This is a genomic window from Emticicia fontis (genome assembly GCF_054779675.1).
Genome location: NZ_BAAGXU010000037.1, coordinates 127,121 through 148,429 on the forward strand (window position 1 = coordinate 127,121; position 21,309 = coordinate 148,429).

The 21,309-nt window shown below is 35.8% G+C and carries 21 protein-coding genes; 13 read left to right on the forward strand and 8 right to left on the reverse strand.

Annotated elements, in window-relative coordinates:
- Positions 1-167: 167 nt before the first annotated feature.
- The 4 genes from ACYVFA_RS16335 to ACYVFA_RS16350 all read left to right on the forward strand — a co-directional run bounded on the left by ACYVFA_RS16335 (position 168) and on the right by ACYVFA_RS16350 (position 4,217).
- Entirely contained in the window at positions 168-1,334 is a 1,167-nt protein-coding gene (locus ACYVFA_RS16335) for a helix-turn-helix domain-containing protein (RefSeq protein ID WP_460473545.1), read from the forward strand.
- A gap of 953 nt (positions 1,335-2,287) precedes the next feature.
- Complete coding sequence (locus ACYVFA_RS16340) at positions 2,288-3,502, forward strand: phage integrase SAM-like domain-containing protein (protein WP_460472916.1); 1,215 nt, start codon at positions 2,288-2,290, stop codon at positions 3,500-3,502.
- A 182-nt stretch (positions 3,503-3,684) separates the two neighbouring features.
- Entirely contained in the window at positions 3,685-3,954 is a 270-nt protein-coding gene (locus tag ACYVFA_RS16345) for a helix-turn-helix domain-containing protein (RefSeq protein ID WP_460472917.1), read from the forward strand.
- A 2-nt stretch (positions 3,955-3,956) separates the two neighbouring features.
- Positions 3,957-4,217 (forward strand): hypothetical protein, encoded by a 261-nt coding sequence (locus tag ACYVFA_RS16350; RefSeq protein WP_460472918.1) that lies wholly within the window; start codon positions 3,957-3,959, stop codon positions 4,215-4,217.
- A gap of 4 nt (positions 4,218-4,221) precedes the next feature.
- Here the strand turns inward: ACYVFA_RS16350 and ACYVFA_RS16355 are convergent, their stop codons facing one another.
- Positions 4,222-4,737: a hypothetical protein gene (locus ACYVFA_RS16355; RefSeq protein ID WP_460472919.1), complete on the reverse strand. Its 516-nt coding sequence runs from the start codon at positions 4,735-4,737 to the stop codon at positions 4,222-4,224.
- 78 nt (positions 4,738-4,815) lie between these two features.
- On the opposite strand from ACYVFA_RS16355, the gene ACYVFA_RS16360 reads away from it, so the two are divergent.
- Both ACYVFA_RS16360 and ACYVFA_RS16365 read left to right on the forward strand, forming a co-directional pair.
- Positions 4,816-5,442, forward strand: coding sequence for a hypothetical protein (locus ACYVFA_RS16360; RefSeq protein ID WP_460472920.1), 627 nt, complete (start codon positions 4,816-4,818; stop codon positions 5,440-5,442).
- A gap of 74 nt (positions 5,443-5,516) precedes the next feature.
- On the forward strand, positions 5,517-5,924 hold the full coding sequence (locus ACYVFA_RS16365; RefSeq protein ID WP_460472921.1) for a toxin-antitoxin system YwqK family antitoxin: 408 nt from the start codon (positions 5,517-5,519) through the stop codon (positions 5,922-5,924).
- An 11-nt stretch (positions 5,925-5,935) separates the two neighbouring features.
- Here the strand turns inward: ACYVFA_RS16365 and ACYVFA_RS16370 are convergent, their stop codons facing one another.
- Entirely contained in the window at positions 5,936-8,062 is a 2,127-nt protein-coding gene (locus ACYVFA_RS16370) for a hypothetical protein (protein WP_460472922.1), read from the reverse strand.
- Positions 8,063-8,740: 678 nt separating this feature from the next.
- Between ACYVFA_RS16370 and ACYVFA_RS16375 the strand changes: the two genes are divergently transcribed.
- The 5 genes from ACYVFA_RS16375 to ACYVFA_RS16395 all read left to right on the forward strand — a co-directional run bounded on the left by ACYVFA_RS16375 (position 8,741) and on the right by ACYVFA_RS16395 (position 14,908).
- On the forward strand, positions 8,741-8,884 hold the full coding sequence (locus ACYVFA_RS16375; RefSeq protein ID WP_460472923.1) for a hypothetical protein: 144 nt from the start codon (positions 8,741-8,743) through the stop codon (positions 8,882-8,884).
- A gap of 375 nt (positions 8,885-9,259) precedes the next feature.
- Complete coding sequence (locus ACYVFA_RS16380) at positions 9,260-10,750, forward strand: type IV secretory system conjugative DNA transfer family protein (protein ID WP_460472924.1); 1,491 nt, start codon at positions 9,260-9,262, stop codon at positions 10,748-10,750.
- A 24-nt stretch (positions 10,751-10,774) separates the two neighbouring features.
- The gene (locus ACYVFA_RS16385; RefSeq protein WP_460472925.1) at positions 10,775-11,617 is read left to right on the forward strand and encodes a hypothetical protein; all 843 of its coding nucleotides are present in this window, start codon (positions 10,775-10,777) and stop codon (positions 11,615-11,617) included.
- A 164-nt stretch (positions 11,618-11,781) separates the two neighbouring features.
- Positions 11,782-14,535, forward strand: a complete 2,754-nt coding sequence (mobF, locus tag ACYVFA_RS16390) for a MobF family relaxase (RefSeq protein ID WP_460472926.1) — start codon at positions 11,782-11,784, stop codon at positions 14,533-14,535.
- Entirely contained in the window at positions 14,519-14,908 is a 390-nt protein-coding gene (locus ACYVFA_RS16395; RefSeq protein WP_460472927.1) for a hypothetical protein, read from the forward strand. Before mobF ends, ACYVFA_RS16395 begins: the two co-directional genes overlap by 17 nt.
- Positions 14,909-14,937: 29 nt before the next feature.
- Here the strand turns inward: ACYVFA_RS16395 and ACYVFA_RS16400 are convergent, their stop codons facing one another.
- The 6 genes from ACYVFA_RS16400 to ACYVFA_RS16425 all read right to left on the reverse strand — a co-directional run bounded on the left by ACYVFA_RS16400 (position 14,938) and on the right by ACYVFA_RS16425 (position 18,964).
- Positions 14,938-15,258 (reverse strand): hypothetical protein, encoded by a 321-nt coding sequence (locus ACYVFA_RS16400; RefSeq protein WP_460472928.1) that lies wholly within the window; start codon positions 15,256-15,258, stop codon positions 14,938-14,940.
- Positions 15,259-15,424: 166 nt separating this feature from the next.
- Positions 15,425-16,315, reverse strand: coding sequence for an ArdC family protein (locus ACYVFA_RS16405; protein WP_460472929.1), 891 nt, complete (start codon positions 16,313-16,315; stop codon positions 15,425-15,427).
- A 57-nt stretch (positions 16,316-16,372) separates the two neighbouring features.
- Positions 16,373-16,978 (reverse strand): JAB domain-containing protein, encoded by a 606-nt coding sequence (locus tag ACYVFA_RS16410; protein WP_460472930.1) that lies wholly within the window; start codon positions 16,976-16,978, stop codon positions 16,373-16,375.
- Positions 16,979-17,203: 225 nt separating this feature from the next.
- The gene (locus tag ACYVFA_RS16415; RefSeq protein ID WP_460472931.1) at positions 17,204-17,716 is read right to left on the reverse strand and encodes a JAB domain-containing protein; all 513 of its coding nucleotides are present in this window, start codon (positions 17,714-17,716) and stop codon (positions 17,204-17,206) included.
- Complete coding sequence (locus ACYVFA_RS16420; RefSeq protein WP_460472932.1) at positions 17,703-18,422, reverse strand: hypothetical protein; 720 nt, start codon at positions 18,420-18,422, stop codon at positions 17,703-17,705. Before ACYVFA_RS16420 ends, ACYVFA_RS16415 begins: the two co-directional genes overlap by 14 nt.
- A 50-nt stretch (positions 18,423-18,472) precedes the next feature.
- Positions 18,473-18,964, reverse strand: a complete 492-nt coding sequence (locus ACYVFA_RS16425) for a hypothetical protein (RefSeq protein WP_460472933.1) — start codon at positions 18,962-18,964, stop codon at positions 18,473-18,475.
- Between the two features lie 339 nt (positions 18,965-19,303).
- Here ACYVFA_RS16425 and ACYVFA_RS16430 point away from each other — a divergent pair, with 339 nt between their 5' ends.
- Positions 19,304-19,483 (forward strand): hypothetical protein, encoded by a 180-nt coding sequence (locus ACYVFA_RS16430; RefSeq protein ID WP_460472934.1) that lies wholly within the window; start codon positions 19,304-19,306, stop codon positions 19,481-19,483.
- A gap of 10 nt (positions 19,484-19,493) precedes the next feature.
- Positions 19,494-21,131 carry a recombinase family protein gene (locus tag ACYVFA_RS16435; protein WP_460472935.1) on the forward strand — a complete coding sequence of 546 codons (1,638 nt, stop codon included), beginning with the start codon at positions 19,494-19,496 and terminating at the stop codon, positions 21,129-21,131.
- Positions 21,132-21,309: the final 178 nt, after the last annotated feature.

Below are 21,309 nucleotides of genomic sequence, written 5' to 3' on the forward strand. Positions count from 1 at the left end.
GACTCAAACTTGGTTCTTCAGCAAATCTTCTCTAATTTTGGTACTTGTAATTTAAATCCATGAATCTCAGTAAAGGACAATAATATTTTGAAAAGCGTAACACTTTAGTAGAGAAGAATTTAGATAAACCAGGGTATTCCATCGATGATATCTGCCTTGAATTAGCTATCAGTCGCTCGCAGTTATTCCGTTTTATTAAGGAACAAACCAATCTTTCTCCCTCACGTTTTATCTGGCTCAAAAGACTTAGTAAAGGCAAGCAATTGCTTGAGGATACCAACCTGCGTATCGTAGAAATCACTTCCCTGATAGGCTTTGATAGCCAGCAGACTTTCAGTAAGTATTTTACCGAAGAATTTGGTGTTTCACCTACCGATTATCGCAAAACCAGAGAAAATACCACAGAAAGCATTCCAGAGAATATCCCTGAAATCGTTGAGCAAATACCCGTTAATCCCATTGAAAGAATAGAAGAACCAGCTCCGGTTCGCCAGGAGGTCTCACGTAAAATTTCCCGTAAAGAATATGCCTATCTGGCTTTGGCAATTTTAGCTGTTGTGCTGGTTGTTGGTTTTTTATGGAATATGAATAGTATGCCAACTGGTATTATGAAATGGGTAGAAAATAATTCAATAGCTGTTTTACCCATTCAGAGCGTTGATACTACCGAAACCTCAATGACGGCAGAGGGGCTCACCGAGCAGATTCGTACCACTCTGACTTCACTCGAAAACCTGAAAGTGATTTCAAAAAACTCATCTGAATCATTTCAGCATACCAATAAAACTATCCCTCAGATTGCCTCCGAACTGCATGTTGTCTATGTATTAGATGGCAAAATAACAAAAACATCACAAGGAATCCGGGTAAGCCTCGAGCTCATAAAAGCAGCTGAAGATCAGGTTGTATGGGCCAAACAATATGATGGAAAGTTGACCAATACCATTGACTTTATCAGCCGGATAACCAACGAAGTCAGCAATGAATTGCGTAAAAAGCTAAAAGGTATCAACACAACTGCCAGCAATGTAATGCCCACACAAAACTTGGAAGCTTATCAGGAATACCTGAAAGGCAGGCAATTGATGCTTATCCGTACCAAAGAAAAACTAGAGGCAGGCATCGAACGTTTCGGCCGGGCCCTTGCTCTTGATCCGGATTTTGCCGACGCACTGGACTATAAAACTTCTGCCTATCGCATATTAGGTAACTCTTCTTTTATGGATATGGAGCAGAGTGTGCGTCTGGCAGAACAAAATGCCTTAGCTACCTTACAGAAAGATGCTGAAAATGGGCTGGCTTATGCCGTACTGGCAAATACCTACCGGCAATAGAATAAATGGGAGCAGGCCATCACTATCTACCGCATAGCACTCAAATACAGCCCCAATGATGCGCAGATTATCTATTGGTACAGTATATCTCTACGGTCAGTAGGAGAGTTAGAGAAAGCCATTGAATACAGCACAAAGTCCATCAGCATAGACCCTCTATATCCTACACTTTTATTCGGCCATATAGGCAATTGTTCTTATGCGGGCAAATTCAAACTCGCCGAAGAGAGTATCAAAGAAGGCCAGGCTTTATTCAGCAACTATTACTTACAAAAAATCCTGAGACAGTTAAGACTAAAATGAGAGAACTAATACAGATGCTTAAATTTGTTGGCCGAAAGTTTCATATTTTGGTTGTAGGGACAGGTAGTAATACTGCTCCAATGGTTCTAAGAATGCTACTAAGAAACCAGTTCAGAGGTATAAGAAATATTACTTTCTTCCTCTTCAGACTCGCTAAAATTTATGCTTAGTCCCCAACTTTTTCGCTTGAGCCTTTTTTTCATCAAACACATAATATTCTACATAGGAGGGGTTAGAAATGTCGTCCGTTTGAGTAATCCGGCAGAGTTTGTAGGGGTACACAGCAGACATAATTCGCAGGTGGTGAATCTTTGCTAAAAAGAGAAGGGTTTGAGAATTCATTTGTCAATTTTTTGTCAACTTTGAATTCTAAAACCCTTTTTTTGTATAACTTACTGATAATCAGCGAGTTAAAAAAGTACCGGGGACGGGAATCGAACCCGTACGAGCGTTTCGGCTCACAGGATTTTAAGTCCTGCGGGATTTGTATTTTATTGTATTGTATTGATTTTTAAAGTGCTTATTATGAGTTAATTATAATATTTTGAATTTGATAGAATCCATAAAAAAACATGATTTGTTGTACCTATGTTGTACCAATTCTTCGTATATTTGTATAAGGAATATCTACAAATCTAAAGCTTTTATTTATGGCGACTTCTCTTAAAGTTGTATTGCGCAAAAAGGGTAACCAAGATGGTACTTATCCACTAGCAATCAGAGTTACCGTAGAAAGAAAATCATCGTATCTCTACCTAGGCCATCGTATCCGTGAAATAGATTGGGATGGATTGAGAGAGCAAGTGAAAAAGTCACACCCTAACTCTGTTAGATTGAACAATCTCATTCTTAAAAAGAAAGCAGAAGCTAATGACAAAATGTTAGAAATGGCTGCACTCAATAAAGATGTATCCTCTAAAGCAGTTCGTAAACAAATAAAGCCTCAAGAAGGAACGTCTTTTTTTAGCCAAGCAAAAGTATATTGTGATCAGCTAGAAGCCACAGGGAAATACAATCAAAAATCGGCAGATTCTCCAAGGATTGAACAATTTAAAAAGTTTTTAAGTGGGTCAGATGTAAATTTTGCAGAAATTGATACAAGCCTGTTGAAAAAGTTCAGAGCCTATTTAATAGGTTCTCGTAATGTGTCTGAAAGAACCGTAATGAATCATTTCGTAGTCATACGAACAATTTTCAACAGGGCCATCGCCGCAGGATTGGTGGATTCTAAGTATTATCCATTTGGAAAGGGAAAAATCTCAATTAAATTTCCTGACAGCATGAAGATAGGTCTAAGTATAGAGGAAGTAAGAGCATTAGAAAGTATTGAACTACCAAAAGGTGAAAATCATGCTCGAAACTTGTGGTTAATTTCTTTCTATTTTGCAGGAATGCGTGTATCAGATTTATTACGTTTAAAATGGTCTGACTTTCAAAACGATCGGTTGTATTATGCGATGGGTAAAAATCTTAAAGCAGGCTCTCTTAAAGTACCTGAAAAGGTACTAGAAATATTGGAACAATATCCACGTGGGATAAATGCTCATGATCTAGTTTTTCATGACTTGGCAAATCTATCCGATCTTTCAAAAGCCTATGATGTGCAGGTCCGTATTAAAACCAGAGTTAAAAGCTGTGACATATACTTAGAAAAAGTGGCAAAAATTATTGAGCTAGATAAACCTCTAACAATGCATATCGCTAGACATACTTTTGCGCAATTATCAGCAGACCGAATTCCTGCTAATATTTTGCAACAATTATATAGACACTCAGATATAAAAACTACTATGGGCTATCAAAGTAACTTCATAAATAAAACAACGGATGATGCCCTAGACAGTGTAATTAGTTTGGTTTCATAGGTCAATAAACACAGGTTCGCGTTCTGTTCTGCAATCTTACAGTTACATGTAAAAATGTACTTGCCTTTTTTGATTGATGACAGGTAGGTAACATGAATTCAGATTTAATCAAATCATTTCTTTTGAATGTTCTTTGATAGTCTTTGGAAAATAAATAGTTTCGTGAATAAAAAATTTTCTATATGCAAGTTATTTGCCTTGAAGAGGATGCCTTTTATGCACTTGTTGAGCAAGTTGTTGCTAGGCTAAAGAAAGAACATTTTAAAGAAAAGGTTCAATGGGTTGCGGATGAAGAAGCCATGCAGTTATTAAATATCAAGTCGAAAACAACATTGCAAAAACTTCGTGATGAAGGAAAAATCCGTTTTACGCAACCTCAACCAAGGGTTATTCTTTATGATAAAGACTCAATTAATCAATATCTTGAGCGAAATGCTCGTGAAACATTTTAAATATGGAAGAAACAGATAAAATTGATCCAGATTTTTTGAAAGGATTTAATGATGGATACCTGATTGCTAAGTATGAACCAGAACTAGCTGAAAAACTATCAAAAATAAAGGCAGTAAGCCCACATATTTTAGGAATGCAACAAGGTCGAGAACAGTTGTTAAAAGAACAATTGCAGGGAAAAATACCCTCGTTATTTAAAGAAAGTCCCAAAAAGAAAAATCTGCCTTCAAAAGAACGTAATAGAGATATTGATAGGGATTAAATGATTATTCAATATTGGGTGAGAAATCTTCTTTTGAGTTTTTATATTGCCTATGTTCACGCGCATTTTTGAGAAGATAGTACATATTCTGTTGGGATTCCTCAATATCTTTTGGTCTACTGATATACGCCTTCTTTTCTAATGGACCTAGGCCTTTGAGAGGGTCCGGAAACATTTTCTCAAAAGTTATATTATTGATTAAATTAATCTCTTCCTTATTAAGTTCCAAATTTTTACATTCCCTATCAATTACTTTAACAATTCTATTTTCTGTATCTTTAATTTGGTTTTCTATCTTTGCAATCGCACTATTAAAGTTTTTATGTTGTCGGCCATCTTCTATTCCAGGTGGCCGTAAGTCTAATTTATAAGATTTTGGCGGCTGATAATTTTGTTTAATTTTCTTGAGTTCATCTTCCAGTTCTTTTCGCATTCTCAAATCATTCGCAATTAAAGCTTCAAAATGTTCATAAGGAGATGGGAACATTGTTTCCCTATCCTTGTTTTTCTCGTTATCCATAGATAAATTATTGATTTCATGAGTATATTATGCTAATATAAGCAATATTCAGTAATTCATTTGATTAAGGAGGAGAAAATGGATGATGATGAAAAACAATGGATTCAAGATGTATTCAATGGCGACTTAGAAGCATATCAGGTACACTACAAGCATTCTACAAGTGACCTGATTTATTGGGAGGATTTGGAACTATCATGGAAAGTCTATCCTGAACTTGAAGTAGAGATCAAACTGTTGATTAAAAAACGTTTGGGATATTTACCACATCCAACTGTAACAATTCCCTTTGAACCATTTCTACGTTCACTTTATCACAGCTTCAGATTAGGACAGCTGAATGAAGCTGATTTCTATGTTCAGGCTGATGAACATATTAAACTAATTCGCAATAAAGATATGGAACCAAATCTATGTCTTATTTATGATGATATAATATATGAGAACTATAAGAAAACATATATTCCCTTCATTCAGGCCGCTAGAGAACGTATTACACGATTTCTTGGCTATGAACCAAAATTGGAAAATTCTCTAATTGCTGAAATGTGGCTATCTAAAATAATAGCAAAGGATATTTTGGTCTTACAATCCTACATTACAGAAATCGATTACAAAGCAATAACTCTTATTAAATACCGGGAGATATTATTAACTCAAGGACAAGAGGTAGCTAATAGTTCCTCAATATTAAATACACCGTAAATGAAAATGCTATTGACATATAACAACAAATCGTCTATAATTCATTAAATTTCTATTCTGAAAGGGAAGAGTAAATGGACGATAAGATTGTTAAAAAAGAATATTATGAGAGTGGCCAATTGCGATTAGAATCTCATCATAATAAGGACGATAAACCACATGGAATTTGGTTACTATACCATGAAAATGGCCAGTTAAGCGATGAAATTCATTTTAACAATGGTGACAAGCACGGAACATGGCGTCAGTGGGATTCAAAGGGAAGATTACATTCAGAGCGAAATTTTAATGAAAATTGGTTGCATGGAGTTAGTAGTACTTGGGATAAAAAAGGTAAGAAAACTAATAGATACTATTGGTTTAGTGATCCAGTTATTTTTGATTCAAAGCATATAGAATTAATGGCTGCATACTTAGAAAATGCAGGATATAAAGTTGAACCTCCTTTTCCAAAAGAAAAAACGGAGATAACTCCGAAGTAGGCCTAAAGGTGTTACCTTAAGGAGGAGTAATATGTATCTAACCATAAATCTGCTTGTGCTTTTGCCTCTTCGGGTGTTACGCCAAGAAATTCTTGGTTTAATATCGAAGTTGAATCTTCACTAGATATAGTAAAATAGTATTTATAATCTCCATTTTCAGTCTTTCTTGGGCCATGACTGACACTACCTATATATTTTGAGAAAATATCGATATTATGATATGGTTTAATAAAATCATCAGAAGGAGCTGGGCTGGAAATTTTAGATTGTGATATTTGTTCAAGAAAATATTGAATAATTTTATTTGAGAGTTCATCTCGCTTATTTTCATCAGTGATTCTTAATCGAAAATCATTTAAAGTAATTTCACCTTTAATACTTTCTTTTTTTACAACAACAGCAATATAGCTAACAGGTTCATTTTTTTTATGGGTCCCGGTTATGATGCCTGAGAAAAATGGATAAGAATTGATAGTTGTCTGGGCAGACCCTTTTGAAAGGTTACTGATTGTGAAGCTTAATAAAATATACCTTGCTATTGTACTTCTTATTTTAGGTGAATATTCAATATCAGGCAAATGATCGCTTGTATCCTCTAATACTATCTGTAAAGTTTGTCCTTTTCGTCTAACAAATCCACTATAAGTTTCATGATTCGAGTTGACATTTTGCGTTTGGTAATGGTTATAAAAAGCATTAAATTCTACTGTATCATCATCAAATGTTATTTTTAGTTGGTCAACATGAATATTAGATGTTAGGTGTTTAACGCTGTCTCCTTTAAAAGCAATGTATTTATCTATACTATTAATGGAATTTGGATTATATTTTATTCTATCAATATCACCAACAAAAAAGCAAACATAATATTCATCACAACATGCTAATAAAGTATGATCTGAATCAAAGTCATGCGTTCCCATTTCCATCCATTTTTGCAATGAATAATATTGATTAATGTGGAATAGGTTAGATATGGGGCCAAAAGGTAATGAGAGTCTACTATACGATTTATTATTAAAGAATCTACGAATAGGAGACTCAATTTCATTAAACTCTTTGCTTTTACAAGGCGAATTTTTGGGTTCAAACTCATCATGTGTACGAAGAAGTATAGCAGTTTTAACAATGAATGTATTGTAGTGCTGAGAGAAATATTGTGTGTATCCGATAGCAAAATTTTGATCTAGCTCATTACTAACTGGAAATAAAAAAAATGAAGGTGTAACAATATTAGAATCTAAGGCAGATCTATAAGTTAGATGAGCAATAAAAAACTTACTTTTTACATCAAATGTTACGACACCAATCCCCTCATATTTTATTCCTCCAATTTCTGTAAGAATTTTAATTGGAGTATATTTAGCGTTAGTAGGTACCCCAATATAGATATAAAACTTTAAAATCCCCCATTTACTATTTTCATCGTTATTATTTTCTTTTGGGTCTCCATTTGTCCTCTGATGTCCAATCCAATGAGAGTCCTGAAACCAATAGGGAATACTATTTTTATCTGATTTCCAAAAGGCTGCTTGTTGATTAATGATGGCTGTAAAGTCTTCTGAATCATCTAAAGCTCTTATAAATTTTTCTCGTATCTCTCTTGTTATTCTTTTGTCCTCTTCTATGTTAGTGCTTATTTCTGCTTCTTTCTCCAGAATAATTAGGGCAATATCACAAATTACTATACCGTATTTAGCCTGTATGCCTAATGCCTTTCTCTTTTCCTCAATATTTTTAAACTTCTTGTCCCAATATTTCTTTTTTGAATTGTTCCTAATTTTTGTATCAATATCATTATTAAAAGTGTCCTTATCTCTTTTTTCAACATAAGTAATAAATTTCTTTAGATAAAAGTCTAGCTTCCCTGTTTTCTTATTTGTTTCTGTCTTTGTTTGATTTATCCAATATATTTCTAGTAGTTTGGCAGCATCATTCATCTTGCCCCATGCAAAAGAAATTGACTCTTTAAATATTAGATTATTTGCTTTGTTAAACTCTATTTCTTCATCACGTAAATCACCTTCAGAAAGGTCACTCCTTTCAAATAGTTTTAAACTAGTTCCAGTTTGAGTAGAAGCATGATTGAGAATTATATACCAAGGTTTGCGCAGCAAAAAAGCATCAAGGACTTTCATAGTATAATTTTAGCAGATAGTATTTGAAAATATTTTCTTATTTATAGTAAGTGAAATCTTATCATCACTACTGTAAATTAATGAAATTTATTTTTTTAACGGAACAATTTTCTCAAGAATATTTAGTTTTCTGAGGAATTTTAAAAATTCTTTTCTTTAATGATAATATGCTCAAAAAATTGTCTTTTTAAAGACAGAAAACATCTTTTTCGCACTTTAATTTTCTTCAAAATAAAATTTTCCTCTGGTTTTTCACTTTCATTTTTAAGTTCAACCTTTGAGTCATGATTATAATCATTTGGATAAATTTTAAACACATCAAGTTCATAGCATTTATTCTAGATTTTCTGGGATATAACATTGCAATCCTAATTAGAGATATTTTATTCGATTGCGCGAGAGGTTTCTAATAAATTTAGAAGGCAAATATAAAAGTCTTAAGCTAGAAGGGAGTTACAGTATTTTGACCTTAACAATGATAGTTAAGCTAATGAGATTTTTCGTCATTGCTAGCACTTAATAATAGGTAGGATAATTCTACCAATCATATCAATTTATAAGCACATAAATTATCCAGATTCCCAAAATCTGGAACAAGAACTTTTTTTCTCTAATAGGAAAAAAGAGGATAGTCGGACTCCTTAAGCGCCGAGTTTTCAAACTAAAATTTATAAAAACATGTACACTACAGTTCAAAACCAATTCGGACAAGAGATTGATGTTTGTGTTTTACAAACATCGGGTTCAACACCAATTGTTGTTCAACATTACAGTCAAACATTGGTAAGAAATCATGCTACTGGATTATACGTACCAGAATAGACTTTCTTGAACCAACTAAGTTCGGTAGGTGAGTGATCACTTACCGGACTTCTCAAAAGTGGTAAAATCAAATTTAAAAAGACTTTCATAATTATTTCTAATTCAGTGTACGAGATAAAACATGATTATAATAAACTAAAATAATGGACGATATGAATTCAGAAAATATTACATCAGAACATATTAAAAGTTTGATTATCGATGATTTCAACTTGCTATCTAAAAAAAGAAACAAAGGAAATCTGATTTTAAATGAAAGCCACAAAGGCAGGTTTTGCGCTCAAAAAGTATTTCAGCTTAGTAGCAAGCTTTCAAGGAAATAGATAACTACACTTTCAAAAGTAAAATTAAATCCAATTTTAAACTGAAATAAATATGGAGCAATTTGATTTAGATAAACCGATTTTAGAGTTCACAGGAAACTCATCAGGTTATTGGCGAATACGCCATGCATGCACTGGAGTAGCTATATTTGGTAATACAGGAAGTGGAAAAACTTCTGGTTCAGGTCATTTATTGGCGCAGAAATACCTCTCACATGGCTTCGGTGGCTTAGTATTGTGTTGCAAAGAAGACGAAAGAAATCTCTGGATAAATTATTGTCGATTAGCCAAACGAGAAAACGACCTCATGATTATTGAGCCTTCCGGCCAATATTACATGAATCTTTTACAATATGAAATAAGTAAGGCCAAAGGAAATCCTACAGACAGTATCGTTGAAGTCCTCAAGACAGTCATCAAAGCTGGAGAGGAAAAAAAAGGTAAAAGTGATGATCCTTTTTGGGAAGAAGCTTTGGATATGCTTCTCTATAATACTATTGATTTATGCTTTTTGGCATATGGAGAAGTTTCTATACAGAGTCTTTATGACATCGTACAATCTATCCCAAAACCCGACGACTCAGACGAGGACAACGAAGATGGAAATGCTTTTAATAAGGCATTTCAACAAGCACGAGAAAATGTGAGTTCAAAAGCAGAAGTATGGTTTGCATCCCTTAGTCTGCAAGAAACAATCAGGATGAAGAATGCTGGAGTATTTGAAATAGAACGTGAAAAAACGGTACCCGAAATACGAATATACAACTTTGTTGAACAGTTTTTTAATAAAGGGTTTAAAAACCTTAGTGACAAAACTCGTTCGATTATCGAACTCACGTTCAATAATTTTCTATTCAGATTTTTACGAGAACCAATATATTCTTTATTCTGTAACAAAGAATCGAATTTTTCGCCAGAGGATAGTTTAATGGGAAAAATTCTTATCATAAATCTTCCCCTTAAACAATACCATAAAACAGGACATATGACCCAAACCCTTTTTAAATACATTTGGCAAAGGGCAATGGAGAAGCGTTCCATAAAGCAAAATTCTAGGCCCGTTTTTCTATGGGCAGATGAAGCTCAGAACTTTCTCCATCCAATGGACACCGAGTTTCAAGCAACTGCTAGAAGTAGCCGAGTGGCCACTGTATACATCTCTCAAAATCTCCCAAATTATAATGCGAATATGGGGGGAGATAAGTATAGAGATAAGGTGAGTTCATTTTTATCTACGCTCGCAACAAAAGTGTTTCACAGTAATACTGATTTAGAAACCAATCGGTATGCATCTGATTTGATTGGTGAGGATTACTTTGAAGAGTATACAACAGGCCATACGATTGCGGATAAAGTTTCAAATACAAGTGGGAAGTCCTGGAAACTAAGAAAGATAGTCAGGCCTGAAGAACTAATTCGTCTTAAGACCGGAGGCCCAAATAATAATTTCTTTGTCGAAGGATATTTCCACATCCAAGGTGATGATGTTTTTATTAAGGAAAACCATATTAAAATGCGATTCAATCAAAACTATAAATCTTAATTCTTCAAAAAAACTTTTATTAAAATGAACAAACAAAACATTTATTTTCGCACTGTTTGCAAGAGTACACAGGCAATAGACGATGCTGTTATGGGTACAGCACTTCGCATTCTTTCTTTTCCTCGTACACTACTCGAAGTGTTTATTAGGAGGGATTTAGGGGAGCGTTATTTCTCCTTTGGCAATGCAATGATGATGTTCTCTTTCTTAGCGTATATACCTTATGGTTATCGGCTTGAAATAGAGAATTTACCTTTACTATTAGGTTTCGGAACTACTAGCACTAATTCAGAAGTAATGAATATCTTAATGTATCAACCGGGAAGCTACTATGAGTTTGACTTGGGAAATTTTCTTTGGCGTAACGCAACTTGGTATTTATTCTTAGTTGCGTTTTTGTACCAGTGTATTAAACGCCAAAAAGAAATTAAACGTTTGCCATCAGTTTTTGACTTTGGCCGTTCTAGTGTTGACCCAGGCAAAATTCATCCTTTTTTTGAAAATTTTAGATGGAATGGTCGTGCATTCAATTTGAGAGAAATAGAGACATGGCTCGAACCTTTGTTGTTTTTTATTATTGCTCTATTACTTATTCTGTTCAAACAACCTGTAGGATATTTAATACTTGTGAGTAGTATTTTGTATTGGTATAATTATCAGCTTGCCTATTATCAGGGAGATCATTTTATCATGGATAGAATTGATGGAATTCTGTTTTCTGAGGAATTGGAAAGTGCTTTTGTACTTGATAAAAATCCAAGAGACACCAAAGGAGTAAAATATTATGCGAAAAAACCCTCCAACTCGAACGATCGCAGAACACTGGCAGATGACATTGAAGATGTAGACTTTGTCGAGGTCAAATAAGTACCTTGGCTGTGCAAGGGGAGATGTCTGATATTTCGAGTTTATAATAAGGTGAAGTTTTGCCGTACAGCCCAAACGGGGTCTTCCAGTCCAATCATTATACCCAGTTTAATTAATAATCAATTTTTCCAAGCAGGAAATGTTTGGGTATAAACCTTATTGTCATGATACGAATGATATTAAGCAGCTCTGGAGAACAAGCCAAAGATTATTTCAAGCATGCTCTCCAAAAGAGTGACTACTACGTAAACGATCAGGAATTACAAGGAAGGTTTGATGGTCGATTAGCTGAACGTTTAGGGATAAGCGGTATCGTTACACAAGACATATTCAATGACCTTTGTGATAATATAAATCCTAAGACTGGGAAGTCATTAACCCTGCGCACCAATGATGAACGAAGAGTTGGCTATGACATTAACTTCCATTGTCCTAAGTCAGTTTCAATTTTAAATGCTCTCTCAAAAGATGATCATCTTCTGAAGGCTTTTGAAAAGAGCGTTAGAGAGACTATGGAGGACATAGAGAAGGACATGAAAACCCGAGTGCGTCTCTACGGCCAGGATAAGGATAGAGAAACAGGAGAGCTTGTCTGGGCTGCATTCACACACCAGACGGCTCGCCCTGTTGATAACTATCTACCGGACCCTCACCTCCATGCACATTGTTTTGTCTTTAATGCTACATGGGATGACTATGAAAAGCGGTTCAAGGCAGGGCAGTTCGGAGATATCAAAAGAGATATGCCTTATTATCAGGCACGTTTTCAGAAACGATTTTCAGACAGTCTGGACGAACTGGGATATGGCATCCAATTGACAAAGAACTCCTTTGAAATCGTTGGTGTCCCTCAAAAGGCCAATGAATTGTTTTCTAAGCGAACCGATGAAATAGGTCGGGTGGCTAAAGAGAAAGGTATTACTAACGTAAAACAACTTGATCAGTTAGGGGCCAGGACACGTAGCAAAAAACAAAAAGGTCTTTCTATGGATGAGCTGAGAGTGAGTTGGAAAAAGCAAATCCATGAACTGGAAGCCAAGGAAGGCAAAAGCGAAGATTTAATCGTTCGGTTTGCTCCTAAAAAGGATAAAAAGCAAATTACACAGGAACTATGTGTCGACTATGCGCTGAAACATAGCTTTGAAAGGGCTTCTGTTTGTCAGGATAGGCGGTTGTTGGCGGCGGCCTATCGTTTTGGGATAGGCCATGCCAATGTCTCTGTGGATAATATTACCGAACAATTCAAACAGGAAGATAGCCTGATCCACATCAAGGAAAAAGGCAAAATCATGACAACAACACGCCAAGTGTTGTCGGAAGAACAGCGGATGGTCAGGCTGGCTCAGCAGGGAAAAGGCAAACTATGGCCTTTGTATATGGAACTACCAAAAATTAAAGCAACTGGACAAGCCAAAAATGCTATAGAGCATGTATTAAGTACCACTGATCGTGTTTCTATTGTGAGTGGGAAAGCAGGTACAGGTAAGACGACAATCTTAAAAGAACTTGTGCCTTTGATCGAACAGAAAAGTAAAAACGTGACTATAGTTGCAGCTTCTGCTGACGCATCTAGAGGTGTGTTGCGGGAAGAAGGTTTTCAGCAAGCAGACACAGTAACGAAACTTCTAACAGATAAGAAGATGCAAACAAATTTGCTCGGGCAGGTCTTGATTGTTGATGAAGCCGGAACACTAGGTACAAAAGATATGGCCTCTTTGCTGGAATTGGCAAATAACCAGAATGCACGCCTCATCTTAATTGGTGATACAAGACAACATTCAAGCGTTGATAGAGGAGATGCTCAGCGAATCCTCAATACAGTTGGTAATATTAAAACCGCAGAGGTCAGTAAAATATATCGTCAACAGAATGAGAAATATAAACGAGCCGTGGAAGATTTATCAGTTGGTAATGTATCAGGTGCTTTTGAAAAACTGGATGATATGGGAGCTATCAAAACGATTAACCCGTTGAAACCTTATGAAACGCTTGTTAAAGATTATATCGAAACTCTCAATAGCAAAAAATCAGTATTAGTGATTTCTCCTACCCACCAACAAAGTGATGATGTTACTATGGCTATTCGGGAAAAGCTGAAATCTTCCGGCATGTTGGGAAAGAAAGAACTGGAAGTATCACGCTTGCAAAGTATGAACCTGACCGAAGCTCAAAAAGGAGATTGGCGAAATTTTAAAGAAGGTCAGGTAATAGGATTTAATCAAAACCTCAAAAATGTCACCAGAGGCAGTTTGTGGACTGTCAAAAAGAGCTCGGAAAGAGGAATTGATATTGTAAATAAGGATAATCAAACAATTCAGTTACCAATGCATAATAGCAAAGACTTTGATTTGTATGAGAAAAGTATAATTCATGTAGCAAAAAATGATATCATTCGCATTACAAAAACGTCTTTTGATAATCGAAAGAATCGACTTGAAAACAGGCAAATGTACAAAGTGCTAAAAGTCAACAATAATGGAACATTTAAATTGAAGAATGTCAACTGCGATACTGAAGTTGAAGTTAATAAAGATTTTGGGCACCTGACCCATGCCTATTGTATTACATCACATGCATCTCAGGGAAAAACTGTTGATGAGGTTTTGATTGCTCAACCTGCCTCAACGTTTCCGGCAACTGATTCAAAACAAGTTTATGTATCCGTGTCTCGGGGCCGTGAAAGAGTCAGGATTTATACAGATGATAAAGATCAGTTGATGGAATACGCATCGCAAATGGGTGACAGACAATCAGCCATTGAATTGGTTCATAAACAAAGTCCAGATATGACGGTTGTTCAGCATCATATCCGTAGAACAATTGATATAGATGCTCCAATACCTGTAAATAAAGCCAGAACGAAAGATGTAGACAAACCATCTCCTCGTAAAGATAGACACTATGAGCCAAGGATATAAATTACGCTTCGACCAGATGAAGGAAAGTGATCCGACTGAATTGAAGCAACCTCCTTCCAATGAAGAACCATCAAATTATTCAACTGATGGTTCCATTCGAGAATTAACTCTGGTTTTTAAGGATGGAAATATGGATGCCTTTCCTTATTCTTATATCGTTTATAGAAAATTCAGGATTAGCGATGTGAAAAATAAAATCATAATAGATTTACCATCAAGAGTGATAACTCTTTCAGGTTATGGGTTATACTCGCTTTTCATGGCGATTTCGAGACAAATACCTCGAATTGTTTATCAGATTGATGAACGCTACGCTAGTGAGGGTGATAGTGCTGTAACTGAAATTATTGTCGAAGAAATGAATAAAGGCTAGGCAGAAGAATCTGCCTAGCCTTTATGTTTTTAGTCAGATTTTACATCGTTTTTCAGCATGACATACTGACCATTTGGACTCAGAGGATGCTCAATGGAAAGCGTAAAACCATCGTTTTCTTTATGCTTCCAAGCAGCTCCGACTTTAAGCCAACTTGACTCATTACTTCCAGCTTTTGGACTAGTAATGTAAATGAGATGTGTGGGTAATCTTTTTTCTGTAGTTTCGGTAGTGTTTGTCATCAGCAAATCTCCTTTGTTTGTAGTTGATGATGGCAGCAAAAAGGCACAATAAGCAAGGATAGCTCCCCGAATGACAAAAAATCGATACTCGTCATCTATTTTTTTCATGAGTCGTAGAGCATCCGCTCCGAGAGCATTTTTACAAAGTAAAAATGAGGGATAAGCGTTATCACAGCGTTTGAGCCAAGCTGACAACTTCAATCACTCATTAACAAAGACATGATTTTTAGATAATCAACTGCATGAAACTTTTAAAACAGATGTATCCAATGCTTTAACTTAAAAGAGGACCTTGTAGACTATGAAGGTATTCAGTAGCTTTCTGGGCATAAGAAGCGGCAAAGACAATAAGCTTCTTATCGTCTTGTAACGCTTGTAACCATGATTGCATATAAGCGGCATGTTTCTCTTCTGGCATCGGTTCAAAACCAAGATCAGCTGCCAGAAAACAGGCCCCTAACTCTGCTACCAGTTCTTCTTTGGCATATCCTTCATCACCCCAGACTTTACGACCAAAATCACGATTAAGTCGGGTTGGATGCCTTGTCCAATGAGTCACTTCATGTGCTAAAACACTATAATAGTCTTGTGTAGTATCAAAACTCTCAATAGGCGGCATATCTACATAGTCATCACCAATATAATAAGCGGCTTTATACCCTTCTCGAATATCAGCTTTTGTTTGAGTAAAAAATGTTTCTAATTCTGCAATTTTTTGAGGAGAATTCACAGGTATTTGTTCGGGTGTTTCGTAGAATTGTTGAGGCAGTCCTTCAATCTGACAGGCATTGAAGACTGTATAAGGTTTAAGGAAAGCCATCTGAACAAATTGTTTTTCACCGTCACTGCTTTCTTCCTCTTTGATAATCTGGTCTGCATAAATAACCTGACTACCTTTTTCTCCTTTACGGATAGATGCTTTGTACTGAACAGCCTGATTAAATGTCATCCAATGAGGTAATTGATAGCCTCTTTCGGCGGCAACAGACCACAGGACAATTGTATTAATGCCAGTATAGGGAATATTATTGGCTCTTAAGGGCCTTTGGACATGGCTTGTCAGATGGTTGCTGTTCCAAGGCTTTCGCCACGATAATTCACCTTTTTCGAGGTCTGACAGGATTTTATTGGTAATACGTGTATAAATATCTTTAGATTGACTCATATGAAACCTCACTTATTGGAAGGGAATAAGAGTATTGAAAGCTGTTTGCCTTCAATTTCATTTCGGTAGAATTTTATTTTCTGCGAATGAGAAATAACCATGTGAAGTCAGAATGATGTGATCCATTATAGCTATACCGAATAGATTTCCTGCTTTGACGATATTTTTTGTTGCTTTTGTGTCGTCTTCACTCGGCATGTAATCACCAGAAGGATGATTATGAGCCAGAACAAAAGCAGTAGCATTTGCTTTTAGAGCGATTGAAAAAATCATTCTGGTATCAAGTGGACAAGAAGTGAGCGTTCCTATCGAAAGGTTGGCAATTCCCAGACAGTAATTAGCCCGATTAAGCAAAAGTATTTTAGATTGCTCTACTAGTTCGATTTTGCTTTTGTCCCATGTACAGATAAAAACCTGATAAGCCATTGAAGGCATATTAATTTTTATTCTGTCTTGATGTGGAACAGGATTACGATAGTTGATTTCAATTTCTGCTACTTGAAACATTTCCGGGAAAAGTGGAATGCTCATCATCAAGTCTCTTTCATGGGTGGTGGACGATGGCAGCAAAAAAGGCAAACATGGTGGTAATAGCTCCCCGAACGACCAAAAATTGATGCTTGTGTCTATTTTTGGGTGAGAGTCGAAGAGCCTTTTTGCCAACGTAAAAAAGAGGGATAAGCGTTATCAGCACCATGTTAGCCAGGCTGACAGCAACAGACCACCACCCATGTTTGTGCACTGAGGCATCAATACCAAAATGTGATTAAAGAAGGGATATTCAGAAAATTTGCATTTCTGGCCTGAATCAAAGAAATTGCTGACCTTTTTTAGTCACAGCAAAAGTTGTTTTGGGTTCATCGGGGACAGATTTGTCCCCCTTGCCTTTTAAGGCGTAGGCTTATGACCGGGCATGATTCCATTTTCAACAAATGAAAAGTATCCATTTGATGAAACGATTTGATGATCTAGAATTGTAATATCCAATATCTTCCCTCCCTGCCATATTTTTTTAGTTATTTCTATATCAGCTTCACTTGGCACTAAATTGCCACTTGGGTGATTGTGAAATAAGATAGCTGCACTTGCTTTTGCTAATAATAATGTTGAAAATATTATTTTTGGATCGGCAACACTCCCGGTAACACCACCTGACGAAATTTCTGAAAATCCCAGACAATTATTGCCTCGATCAAGCAGAAGTATTTTGAACTGTTCTACGAGTTCAATTTTATTTTCATCCCATGAATGTATGATCGTTTGATAAGCATCTTTGGGTTGCCGGATTTGAACCCTTTCTGCATAAGGGACTTTGTTTTTATACCTGATTTGAATTTCAGAGGCTCGGAATAAAGATTTTATTTGTGTATGGTTCATCAAGTATTCCTTATTGTTTGTCATGAGCTTGATACCAATTGTGTAGTGTCTTGAAAGGCTTATATAAATTGCTCATGGCTTTAATTTTGAGTTCTTTTTCTGAAGATAGGAGGGTTAGGATTTGGTCCTGCGCTTCCTTACCAACTTCATCATTATTCATCCATGTATATAATTGCTTATACCCGTAATTTTGAATATAGATTTTGATTTGATCTATGCAGGCATTTGCATGCAGAATGATAGCATCTGCTACAATTTTCTTACCTCCGATTTTGCTAAGAAAAGACAAGAAATCTAAGCTATCCTTAAATATATGAATGCTTTCAGTATTGGGTTTTGTGCCTCGAATAAAAGAGATAGTCTGTGCGCCGATAGTCCCTTTCAAAAATGGGTTTATCAATTCAAAACCTTCATCCTCATTGGGTATGCCTAATGTTTTGAGTTTTTCATGGGTCTTCTTGTTATAGACACTGACTTCAAAAAAGTAGTGTTTGGCAATTTTCAATGAAATTCCCAAAGAACCCAAAAATTCTATCAATCCTGCACTATCAATTGGTTTCTTTGATTTAATAAGAGAAAAATCTGTACTTTGATAATATTTTATTACAGGTAAATCCAATATTTTTGAATGGGGCTCTTTTAAAGAATGCAAGACCTCTTGCTGGTGATAGTCGTAATTATTCAGGTTTATTTTCAGCATAGAGCTGACATTCGCATTTGGCTTTCCCATTGCGTTCTCCGTGAGACAGATAATTGAATTTGATTGCTTTGAACTGAAATTCAGCAGAGTTTTTTAGTGCGCAATCGCTCTAAATTAAATATGTACAAATCATAAGGTCGATAACGGACAGCTCTCCCTATTTTGATAAAGGTGAGGTCAGGGTTCTTTTGTGTAACCCAAACCGCCAATGTCCCTGCTGTAGAATTGATTTGTTTAGCGGCACTTTTGCGATCAAGTAATGACTTGTATTCTTGTGAACCAGTTAAAGATTGCGACGCATATTTCTCGATAAAGAGGTTCAAATCGGACAGTAAATAATGAATATCTTTCCCTTTCTTGAGAAAAGGAAGTTGATGCCGATTGTTAGAACGCCATGAAGCTAACGTCTTTGTAGAGAAGCAAAGATATATTGCTGCGCAATTAATATTCAAATAAATTTGATTGGGTAAATAAGTTTTGAGTTTTTGAAATAACTCTACATCAAGTTTTATTCGGGTTACATCAGAAGCAAATTGTATAAAGCAGTTGGAAGCATTTTTACGATATGGCATTGATTTCCCTTTTGACCCGAAATCAGAAAAACAAAAATGTTTTTCGTCGGATTTATTGGGTATCGGATTCTAATACTCAATGCAATTGAATTGGCAGTTGATTAATCACAAACAAAGATTGTGAATGGTTGTGTAATGTAATTCATGCCTGACTATGGTGCACTTTCAATTTCGCATACTCGCATATTCATTACAGACTTTGATATATTATCATTAAAACTTATTCGTTTTTTGATGAATCCTGAAAATCCGATTAAATGAAATATCTGCCTATTTTGAAATCGAAACTGATTCAAAATGCAGCAATAGTCTTACAATCTATTACAGACAGCAGGATTAATGGAAGAAAACATCTTCTCTCCAAAACAGAAGCCAGAACCAGATTCATACATGGGTGTCGTAGAAGGAATTATAGAGCTATATGAAGGTAAAATTTCACAGAAAGAAGCCCATGAAGCGGCTCGAAATCTTGTAAATTTCTTTCAAATACTCCTTGAAATAAGTAAAAAAAAGGAGTAATATAGCTATCATGAGTTATAGATTTACCTCTTCAAAAGATGCTCAGAAAAAAACGACCAAAGCGGTTATTTTAACTCGTGTATCCGATAGAGAACAGGAAGACGGCTATTCCATTGAAGCACAAAAATATCGCTTGGAAACGTATTGCTTGAGGCACGGATTAAAAGTTGAAAAGACTTTTGAAATAGTAGAGTCTTCAACTGTAGGTTCCAGAACTAAATTCATGGATATGATAAAGTTTGTCAAAAGCTATCGGGAGACCATTGCTATAGTGGCAGACAAAGTTGATAGGGTGCAAAGGTCTTTTAAGGAGTATCCTCTGCTAGATGCACTCATTCAAGAGGGGAGAATTGAACTCCACTTTAATACTGAAAATTATATCATTCATAAGGATTCTGTAAGTCAGGAAAGATTTATGTGGTCTATGGGTGTTATCATGGCTCAATCCTATGTAGATAGCCTACGTGATAATGTTAAACGCTCCATTGATCACAAAATACGACAAGGTGAATGGATTTCACTCGCCCCATTCGGATATCTGAATGTGAAAGATAGTCGTGGTAGAGGCGATGTGATCCTTGACCCTGACCGTGCTCCTTTGGTTGAGAAAATATTCAAAACCTATGCACAAGGCTGTTTTACCTTAGAGGAAATCAGGACACAGGCGATTATCTGGGGTGCAAAAAATCGTGGGAATAATAGAACTGATATTACAAGGTCTCAGATTCATCAAATCCTGACAAATCCGTTTTATTACGGACAAATGATGGTAAAAGGGCAATTATATGACCATCGTTATCCCCCAATCGTTCAAAAGAATCTTTTTGATCAATGCCGGGCAATTTTGAAGGGGTGGAATAAAAAACGATTTGAATGGGCAGGAAAAGAATTTGTATTTCGGGGGATACTTACCTGTGCTACATCTGGCCGAATGGTTACGGCCGATACAAAGAAAAAAACCTACGTTAGCGGAAAAATTGCTGAGTGGACTTACCTGCGTTGCTATTCACCCGTAAATCCTCAAAAGATTATGTGGGTACGTGAAGACCTGATTTTGACCCAAGTGCAGGCTGTCCTAAAGAACATACAAATTCCTGAACTGATATTGGACCGGGTACAACAGTATATGTATGACATCAATAAGACAGAGCAGGAATTTTTAAGCTATCAGGTAAAAGAACTCCAAAACGAATACCAGAAAGTTCAGAACCGTCTTGATACACTCATGGACTTACTTCTGGATGGAACAATTGAAAAAGGAGACTTTGAGGGAAAGAAAGCTAAATTGCGGGGACAGCAGATTGAACTTGAAAATCAAATCGCTTCACACCGATTCGGAGATGATGGCTTTAAGGATTCGCTGATATCGCTGCTTACTTTGCTGACCAGATCGTATGAATTTTTCATGGCCGCTGAAATATCTGAGAAGCGCAAAATCCTGAATTTGATCTTTGCGAACCTGAGTTTGAAAGGGTCAAGTCTTTGTTATACCTTAAGAAAACCCTTTGAATTATTCATAAATGTACCTAATTCAGAAGAGTGGCTGCCCTTAGTGGACAGGTTGCGAACCCAGCTCGAATTAAGATTTTTGATAGTAAGTACTTGTGATATCTATTCTGTTAAAGAAATAATAAAACACTTTAATTAATTTGAATGTTGACTAGTTATCAGCCGATTTATCACAAAATGTAATAATTGCAAACGCTTTTTCAATTATAGAGATTGCAGGCTATAATTCTTAATTTGTAAATTTTAATGAAATTAATATTGAGGAAGTAAGGAATTGCTTCAGAAATACTTTCTGAAAGTAACTTTTATAAATTGGA